This window comes from uncultured Campylobacter sp., from assembly GCF_937949835.1.
Classification (GTDB): Bacteria; Campylobacterota; Campylobacteria; order Campylobacterales; family Campylobacteraceae; genus Campylobacter_B.
The window spans coordinates 1-8637 of the sequence record NZ_CALEDC010000443.1 but is presented as its reverse complement, the minus strand read 5'-3'; the positions used below and the strand labels follow the sequence as shown (position 1 = coordinate 8637).

Sequence of the window (8637 nt, the reverse complement as noted above, 5' to 3'; positions counted from 1 at the left end):
CATCGGAATTTAAAGTCTTTGAGCTTGCATCTTCTAATTTTAAATTTTTGAAGTCGAAAGCGTTAAAATTTTTGGGATAAAGACCTTCTGTTAGATTTTGCTTTGCATCGCTGTGCTGATTATTTAGGAGTTTTCTTAATTCCTCAAGCCTGCTTTGATCCATTTATCGCCTTTAAATTTGATGGACGCACCATTTTATATTCTCATCACTTAAAGCTCAGTAAATTTTATCGCTCATTCGCTGTCCTACAATAAGGCAAAGACTCTAGAAATTTTAAGCTATACGTAAAATCTACCATAAATCCAAAAAATTCTAATCAAGCGTATAAATTCCCTTATTTTTAAATCCGCCTTATACTCAACTTTTTAAATTTTAAAGCAACCCTCGTGTCTTATGGTAAATTTCTCTCTTAGCAAATCACCTCTTTTTTAGATTAAGTAGCTATATAGCTCGATACCTTGTCGTAAGTTACTTTCTAGCGCTTCACAGAGCTGCGCTAAATACGCATCAGGAATTTTAGATGCAGAAACAACCTGTATGGTGTGATACTACTAGGCGTAAAATATAAAAGAAATCTAAAATAGAATCTTTACAGAATTTTTATTAAATTCTATATTTCAAATTTAAGAAATTTCCGCGGAATTTTGGCTAAATTTCGCATTTTATAATTTTATTATGTCATGGAATTTTCGAGGTAAAATTCCAACCAATTCCGCGGAATTTTAATTTGCGTCCGTGTCAGTCAAACTAGCTAAAAAGCTTTTTCATCGCCTTAAAAAACATTGCGGTGAGCGGATTTGATTTACCTGAGACCTTTGCGATCCAGCTCTCATAGGTTTCGCCTTTACTTTTTAGAAAGTCCACGAGCGCCTTTTGGCTAGCCTGCATACCGCCGTTTCTTTCAGCATCCAGTAGCGCCCTATAAATAGGCTCTATAGTTTCGATCGCAGATCTTGGCGGAGCCTTGCGAAATGCCGTGTATTCGGTGATCTGCCCCGTCACGGGATCTTTTTTAGAAGTAAATTCGGTAATGACCCAATAAAAGCGCCCATCTTTGGCTAAATTTTTAACCACGGCGGTAAAATCCTTGCCCTGCTGTATCGTATCCCACATAAGCTTAAACGCTATGCGCGGCATGTCCGGATGTCGTATGATGTTATGCGGCTGCCCCAAAAGCTCAAGCTCACTATAGCCGCAAATCATACAAAAATACGGATTTGCAAACGTGATAATGCCCTTCGGATCGGTTTTGGAAACGATATAGCGCTTCTCATCGAGTTTGATTTCCTGATTAATCGGAGTCGGTCTTTGCATTTTTAATCCTTTGCTTAAAAATTTATTGCAGAGTATATAAAATTTTTCTTTTCAGAAATATTAAATTTTCGTTAAATTTTTATAAATGTTAAATCTTTAAGTGAATTTTTAAAATTTAATGTATAATCTCAAATCAAAATTTCAAAAGGCAGCGCGTTGAAAAATCCCTTCCTATCGCTTAAATACTCAAATTTTAGAATTTATTGGATCGGGATGAACCTCTCGCTGATCGGTTCTTGGATGCAAAGCGTCGCGCTACCGTGGCTAGTGCTAAGCATAACCGCAGATGCTTTTAAGGTCAGCCTTGTAGCCGCGGCGCGATTCTTGCCCGCGCTACTTTTTACGCCATTTTCCGGTGTACTGCTCGATAAGTTTAATCGCAAAAAGATCCTTTTGCTCGCTCAAATAGGCATGGCGGTGACTGCCTCAATTTTCGCGGTTATGAGCTTTTGCGAGCTATATTCTTTCGGCAAAATTTTATTTTGCGCTTTTGCAAGCGGCATCTTTACCAGCATGGACGCCCCGAGCCGTCAGTCGATGGTAAAAGACCTCATCGATTCGCCCCGCGATCTAGCCAACGCCATAGCATTAAATTCTATGTCCTTTAACGTCGCTCGTATCGCAGGACCCGCACTTGCGGGGATCGTGATGGCGCTGTGGGGCGTGGGCTTTTGCTTTTTATTCAATGCGCTTAGCTTTTTAGGCATCATCGTTTCGCTGTTTTTCATAAAAATTCCGCCATCCGTTACTACGCTATCTAGCAGAAGCGGAGGCGTTTTTGCCTCGATCGGTGCTGGAATTTCGTATGTATCGCACAAAAAAACTCTAAGCGAGCTAATGATAATAGTGCTTATCGTAGCGACGCTGGTGCCAAATTACAACGTAACGATCTCGGCGCTTGTTAAGCTTAGCCTAGACGCGGATGAGCGAAGCTTTGGATATTTGATGTCGGCTCTAGGCGCGGGGGCCTTTTGCGGCGCGCTTTTCGTAGCAGTCTTTGATAAACTCGGCATCCGCAAAATCAGATCGTGCGCGATCGCTATGGGGGTGAGCTTAGCTCTTACTGGGGCTGCGAATTCCTTCGCATGGGCTGCGGCAGGGCTTGCCGTAACTGGGTTTCTTTTCGTAATCACAAACTCAAGCATCAACTCCACCGTGCAGATGCACGTAAGCAACGAATTTCGCGGGCGTGTGCTTAGCTTATACGCGCTATTTTTAATAGGTAGTACGCCATTTGGAGCGCTCATATCGGGCTTTTTTACCGAGCTACTGGGCGCTCGCGTAGCCCTTGCGATCTGCGGTACAATTAGCATTTTGCTACTGCTGGCGCTATTTTACGGCTTTAAAATACGGCGCAGGACGCATTTTATCTTTTGAGATAAAGTCTAAGCCAAAAGCTGCATTATCAAAATTAACCTTATTTTTACGATGAAGCCTTAGAATTCCTACCGAAATTTAAAGGTAAGGAGTTTTTATGAATAGACGAAATTTCCTAAAAAGTAGCGCCGCGATCGGCACGCTAGCGACATTAAATCTAAATTTAAACGCTAGCGCGGTTACAGGCGGGACGGAAAAGAAAGTCGCCAGCGTCTGCGAGATGTGCTCCTCGCGCTGTCCTATCGAAGTGACCGTCAAAAACGGTCGCGGCGCTCTCATCGAGGGCAACCATCGCTTTTCAAACAAAACCTCGGTCTGCGCTCGTGGAGGCGCGGGCATAAATCAGCTCTACGACGATCAAAGGCTCATTAAGCCGCTCATTCGCGTAGGCGAGCGCGGCGAGGGTAAATTTAAAGAGGCGAGCTGGGACGAGGCTCTTAAAATTTGCGCGCAGAAGCTTGGCGAGATTTCGCAAAAATACGGCCCGCAAAGCGTAGTTTTTACCTCTAAAACGGGCGAGCACCACACTCAGATGATGAATTTCGCCTGTGCCTACGGCAGCCCGAACATCTACTCGCACTGGTCCTGTTGCCCGGTCACTTATAATATCGCCGTGCCACACACTTTCGGCACCAATATGCAAAGAGACTACGGCGACGCAAAATACATCGTAAATTTCGGTCACAATCTCTTTGAGGGCATCGACATCTCGAAAACCAAAAAACTTGCAAAAGCCGCAAGTAGAGAGGACGTAAAGCTTTTGGTGCTCGATCCGCGCTTTAGCGTCGTAGCTTCCAAAGCAGACGAGTGGCTGCCGATAAAGCCGGGAACCGACGCGGCGTTTTTGATGGCACTGATTCACGTCTGGCTACGCGATAACAAATACGACAAAAAATTTATCGAACAATACGCCGTGGGGCTAGAGGAGCTAAGGCAATCGGTGAAGGATACGACGCCGCTTTGGCAAGAGGGTATCACGGGCATCAAGGCAGACAAAATCGAGCGCATCGCAAATGAAATTTACGCCGCGGCTCCCGCAGTCGTAATCGACTGGGGTCATAAAACCACGACCGCCAAGGCCGAATATATCCGCACGCGCGCCATCGCGATCGCAAACGCGCTGATGGGAAACGTCGAGAAAAAGGGCGGAATTTATTTCTCTAAAGATTCCAAAACCTTCAACGCGCTTTGCAAAGAGGATCTATTCCCTACCATCTCGAACCCGGATAAAAATTTTAAAATTCCAAAGACCGCGCGCATCGACGGCTGCGGCGAAGAAGGTAGTGAAAATTTCTTCGTGCCGCGCAAACACGGCGTTTTGATGCAGATCGCGCCTACGATTTTAAGCGAAAAGCCTTACCCTGTAAAAGGCTGGGTCAGCACGCGCTTTAACCACCTCATCAACGTTGCGGGCGTGGATAAGAGCGTAGAGGCGATCAAAAAGCTAGACTTCGTGCTCGCAATCGACGTGTATATGAGCGACTTCGCGTGCCTAGCCGACGTGATCTTGCCAGAATCCACCTATTTAGAGCGCGACGAGTCGATTCAAAACAAAGGCGGCACCGCACCGGGATTTGTGATGCGAAACAAAGCCGTCGAGCCGGTGGGCGATACGAAGTGCGGCTATGAAATTTTTAGAGAGCTTGCAAGGGTGATGAAGATCGATAAAGACTACACCTGGAACAACATCGACGAATACCGCATGCAGCAAGCCAAAGGCAACGCCGAGCTGATCGCAAATTTAATCAAAAACGGCTACGTAAGCTACAAGGTACCGAAGCTGTATTACCGAGAGCCGAAGCTCGTGGCTAAATTTATCGATAAATATCCTGCGGCAGCGGAGTTCGTGGACGAAAACGGCGAGATGAGCTCTCAGATGAAATTTAAAACCCCGAGCGGCAAGATCGAGCTTTTCGCGCCGAAAGTGGAGGAGCTTTTCGCGGGATACGGCTGTTTAAACACCGAGGGTATGGACGTATTTGGCGGACACAAATACTGCCTGATGACCGGCAAGACCGCGCTTCACACCAACGGCCACACTCAAAATGTCAAAATTTTAAACGATATGATGAGCGAATCGCCGGTTTGGATCAGCCCGGCTTCTGCAAAGGCGGAGGGGCTAAAGACGGGCGACGTCGTGAAGCTCAAAAATAAATTCGGCGAGCAAAAAGCTAAAATTTTCGTCACGCAAGGCATCAGAGACGATTGCCTGTTTTTATACCACGGCTTTGGGCACGTAAGCCCGGGGCTAAAGCGCACGAACGGCATAGGCACCAACCAAAGCGTCCTTCTCGATCCCGCTGCGGGTCCTGTGGTAAGCACGATGGTAACCAACGTCGGCGTCGATATAGTTAAAATTTGAAAGGGGCGGTTATGAAAAAACTCATAATGATTCACGACGAAAATTTATGTATAGGTTGCCAAGCCTGTTCGGTTGCGTGCAGGAACGAAAACGGCGTACCGAGCGGCGTTTATAGGCTGCAAGTGCACGGCAAAACAAGCGGCGTTTTTCCGAATTTAAAGCTAGATTATTCGCGCGCCAGCTGCGTTATGTGCGAGGATAGCCCCTGCGTGGACGTCTGCCCTACGGGAGCGAGCTTTAAAACCAAAGACGGCGTAACGCTCATAGACGAGAGGCTTTGCGTCAGCTGCAAATACTGCATCCTGGCCTGTCCTTACGACGCCAGATTTGTCGATCCCGTCACGCACGCTATCGGCAAATGCACCTTTTGCTACACTAACCGCACTAGCAAAGGTTTGCAGCCCGCCTGCGTAAGCGTGTGCCCAACAGATGCTTTAACTTTCGGCGACGTAAATGACGTAAATTCCGAGGTAAGCAAACTGCTAGCCAAAACGAGCGTAGAATATCCGAAAGCGTATCTAAACACCAAACCGCGCCTAGCGAATATCAAAAACAAAAAAGGAGGACGCTATGAATAATATGTGGGGCGATATGAGCCAATACTCTGAAATTTACTGGCCTTGGCCGATTGCGATCTATCTATTTTTGGCGGGTCTTAGCGCGGGAGCGACGATGGTGGCGCTTTTAGTCAAATGGAACCGCCACGAAAGCGAGCAAAATTCCATCTGGGACGCGATGATTAGGGCGGGTGCGATCACGGCGCCGCTTACGATCTGCGCGGGGCTTTTGCTTTTGATCTTCGATCTAGGCAAGCCTCTTACCTTCTATCTTTTGCTGATCAAATTTAACTTCGGCTCTGTAATGAGCCTCGGCGTTTTGGCGCTTTTAATCTACGTGCCGCTTAGCTTTGTATTTGCGCTATGCGTATTCGGCGAAGAAATTTGCAAATTTAAACTACTTGCGTTCCTACGCCCTATCGTAAATTTGCTAAGCTCGTTTGCCAAAGCTTCCAAAGCTTTCGAGCGAGTTTTATTTATCCTTGCTCTTTGCGTGGGCGCATACACGGGCTTTTTACTAAGCGCGGTGATGAAAATTCCGCTTTGGAATACTCCGGTGCTGCCGATTTTATTTTTACTATCCGGCTTTTCCAGCGGCATCGCGGCGAGCATTTTAGTGGGACTTCTGTTTTTTAAAGGCTCGTTAAACAAAGATAGCATAAAATACCTTTTGGTGCTTGATCTGCGCGCGATACTCTTTGAGATTCCGCTTTTATTCATTCTATTTGTCGGGATGTATTTCGAGGGTGGTACTAGCGCGCTTGCGGCACAGCAGGCTTTGACGCACGAGGTTTACGGTAAAATTTTCTGGATCGGCGTTTTAGGCACGGGGCTCATCGCTCCGATCATCATCGCCTTTACGGCGCTGAAAAACCACGCCTACAAGCCTGCGTTTATAGTTTTAAATTCTTTCGTCGTGCTTTGCGGCGTCATTCTGCTTCGCTACTTCGTTGTATATGCGGGGCAAATTTGCACGGGAGCGTAGTTTCGCTCCCGATCTAGGGAGTGAGTTTGAAAATTTTACTTTTAGAAGACGATTTTGAATACAGAAGCAGCGTAAGCGAGTATCTGCAGGAGCTTGGCTACGAGGTGGACGAATGCGAAAGCGGCGACGCAGCCTGCGATAAGATCGCCGCGAATGCATACCATTTGCTGATTTTAGACATCAAGGTGCCGGAGATCTCGGGCGAAGAGGTGCTAAAATACGCACGCAGCCTCGGTCTTAACACCCCCGTGATGATGATGACCTCGCTTGGCGACATTGACGATTTAAGCCAGTGCTACGAGCTAGGCTGCAACGAATACCTAAAAAAGCCCTTCCACCTAGCCGAACTTAAATTTAGAGTAAGCGAGCTGATGCGAAAGTATTTCGGCGACGAAAAGGGCGCCGTCAAGATCGCGGATAAATTTCACTACTTCGCAAATTTAAAAATTTTAAAGCGTGCGGACGAAGAGATATCGCTAAGCGCCAAAGAGATTAAAATCATAGAATTTCTGCTCGCCAATATCAAAAGATTCGTTAGCGTCGATGAGCTCATTGCCGACGTGTGGGACGGCGAGGCGGGCAGCGTCGATGTGCGCGTGCATATCAGCAACCTCCGCTCCAAAACGAGCAACGATTTCATCCTCTCCAGCCGCGGACTCGGATATAAGATCAATGCTTAAAGGGTTTAAATTTACGCTTTTTAGCGCGATCTTCATCATCGGCGCTTTTATAAGTGAGAGCCTTTATATCATCTATTTAAACTCCAAAATCGAAGAGAGCGCCGACGTCGCCGAGCTGATGCAAAAAAGCGGCGAAGCTCTAGCCGGCGCATATCCCGATCTAAAAGACGAGCTCATCTACGACTACGCGATCCTAAATGCAAACGGCGAAATTTTAAGATCAAACCTCAGCGTGCAGCCGCCCGATTTTGCGTTTATTACGCTTAAATTCGGCGGGCGAGTATTTTTTAAGCGCCATTTTCTACATGAGGGCAAGCTGCATTTTTTCGTCATCTCAAAAAAGATAAGCTACGCAAAGATAGAATTTATCGCGATCTCTACGATCTTTATCACGATTTTCGTAGCGCTCATCATCGCGCTGTTTAACTACAAAATCATAAAAAATTTCTACGCGCAGCAAAGCAACCTCATCAAGGCGTTTTTCAATGACGCGATGCATGAGCTAAAGACCCCTCTAGGCGTGGCGCTCATCAATACCGAGATGCTTGGGTTGCGCGACAAACACACTGCGCGTATCAAATCCGCACTCAAGCAGATGGTAATTACTTACGAGGACGTGGAGTATTTCATCAAAAGCGGCAAGATGAGCCTAAAAAGCCGCCGCATCGATATGAGCGAGTTTTTGAGCGCTAGGATAAATTTCATCTATCTGGTCGCAAAAAGCAAAAACATAAGCTTGCAATCGCGAATAGCGCCAGATGTGAGCGTTTTTATGGACGAAACCTCGCTAATGCGCCTCATCGACAACACCCTAAGTAACGCCATAAAATACTCGCGCCCAGGCGGCAAGATCATCATCGGGCTGGAAAAAGGGGTGAGCATAGCGGTCTTTAGCGTGCAGGACTTCGGCATCGGCATAAAGGATACGAGCGCGATCTGGGAGAGATACTCGCGCGAAAACGCGGCTCTTGGCGGATTCGGCCTCGGGTTAAACATAATCGATAAAATTTGCAAGCGCTACGGAATCGCAAAAAGCGTCAGCTCGAAGCTCGGCGAAGGCAGCACCTTTTGCTACAAAATCCCGCTGTTTAAGCAGAAACTTTTGGATTAAAACGGCGCATGAAATTTAGACGCAAATTTTAAAATTTTAAAAGTAAAATTTGCGCGGCTAGGACTTTTTAAAATTTTGTTTTAGCTCGGATTTTCAACCGCCTGTAAGTTCCCTGCCTTCCAGGTATTCTTTTTCTACATCGTATTTTACGTCGCCGCAATTATCAAAATAATACTCGGGCGAATTAGTGGGTTTTTCATAGTATGTTTTTAAATTATATTCAGTCGGAATTTTATGAAATAGCAAAATA

Annotated in this window: 7 protein-coding genes; 6 read left to right on the top strand and 1 reads right to left on the bottom strand. The window is 46.3% G+C overall.

Annotated elements, in window-relative coordinates; all coding sequences use genetic code 11:
* Positions 1-748: 748 nt before the first annotated feature.
* A complete protein-coding gene (locus Q0256_RS09875) occupies positions 749-1315 on the bottom strand; it encodes a PAS domain-containing protein (protein ID WP_005870765.1) in 567 nt (188 codons plus the stop codon).
* A 156-nt stretch (positions 1316-1471) separates the two neighbouring features.
* On the opposite strand from Q0256_RS09875, the gene Q0256_RS09870 reads away from it, so the two are divergent.
* The 6 genes from Q0256_RS09870 (at position 1472) to Q0256_RS09845 (ending at position 8387) form a co-directional block, all read left to right on the top strand.
* On the top strand, positions 1472-2692 hold the full coding sequence (locus Q0256_RS09870; protein ID WP_297962606.1) for an MFS transporter: 1221 nt from the start codon (positions 1472-1474) through the stop codon (positions 2690-2692).
* Between the two features lie 97 nt (positions 2693-2789).
* Entirely contained in the window at positions 2790-5054 is a 2265-nt protein-coding gene (gene phsA, locus Q0256_RS09865; RefSeq protein ID WP_297962604.1) for a thiosulfate reductase PhsA, read from the top strand.
* An 11-nt stretch (positions 5055-5065) separates the two neighbouring features.
* Entirely contained in the window at positions 5066-5632 is a 567-nt protein-coding gene (locus Q0256_RS09860; protein ID WP_040303872.1) for a 4Fe-4S dicluster domain-containing protein, read from the top strand.
* A complete protein-coding gene (nrfD, locus tag Q0256_RS09855) occupies positions 5625-6596 on the top strand; it encodes an NrfD/PsrC family molybdoenzyme membrane anchor subunit (RefSeq protein WP_297962600.1) in 972 nt (323 codons plus the stop codon). The genes Q0256_RS09860 and nrfD overlap by 8 nt, the downstream gene beginning before the upstream one ends.
* A 26-nt stretch (positions 6597-6622) precedes the next feature.
* The gene (locus Q0256_RS09850) at positions 6623-7276 is read left to right on the top strand and encodes a response regulator transcription factor (RefSeq protein WP_297962598.1); all 654 of its coding nucleotides are present in this window, start codon (positions 6623-6625) and stop codon (positions 7274-7276) included.
* Positions 7269-8387, top strand: coding sequence for a HAMP domain-containing sensor histidine kinase (locus tag Q0256_RS09845; RefSeq protein ID WP_297962596.1), 1119 nt, complete (start codon positions 7269-7271; stop codon positions 8385-8387). The genes Q0256_RS09850 and Q0256_RS09845 overlap by 8 nt, the downstream gene beginning before the upstream one ends.
* Positions 8388-8637: the final 250 nt, after the last annotated feature.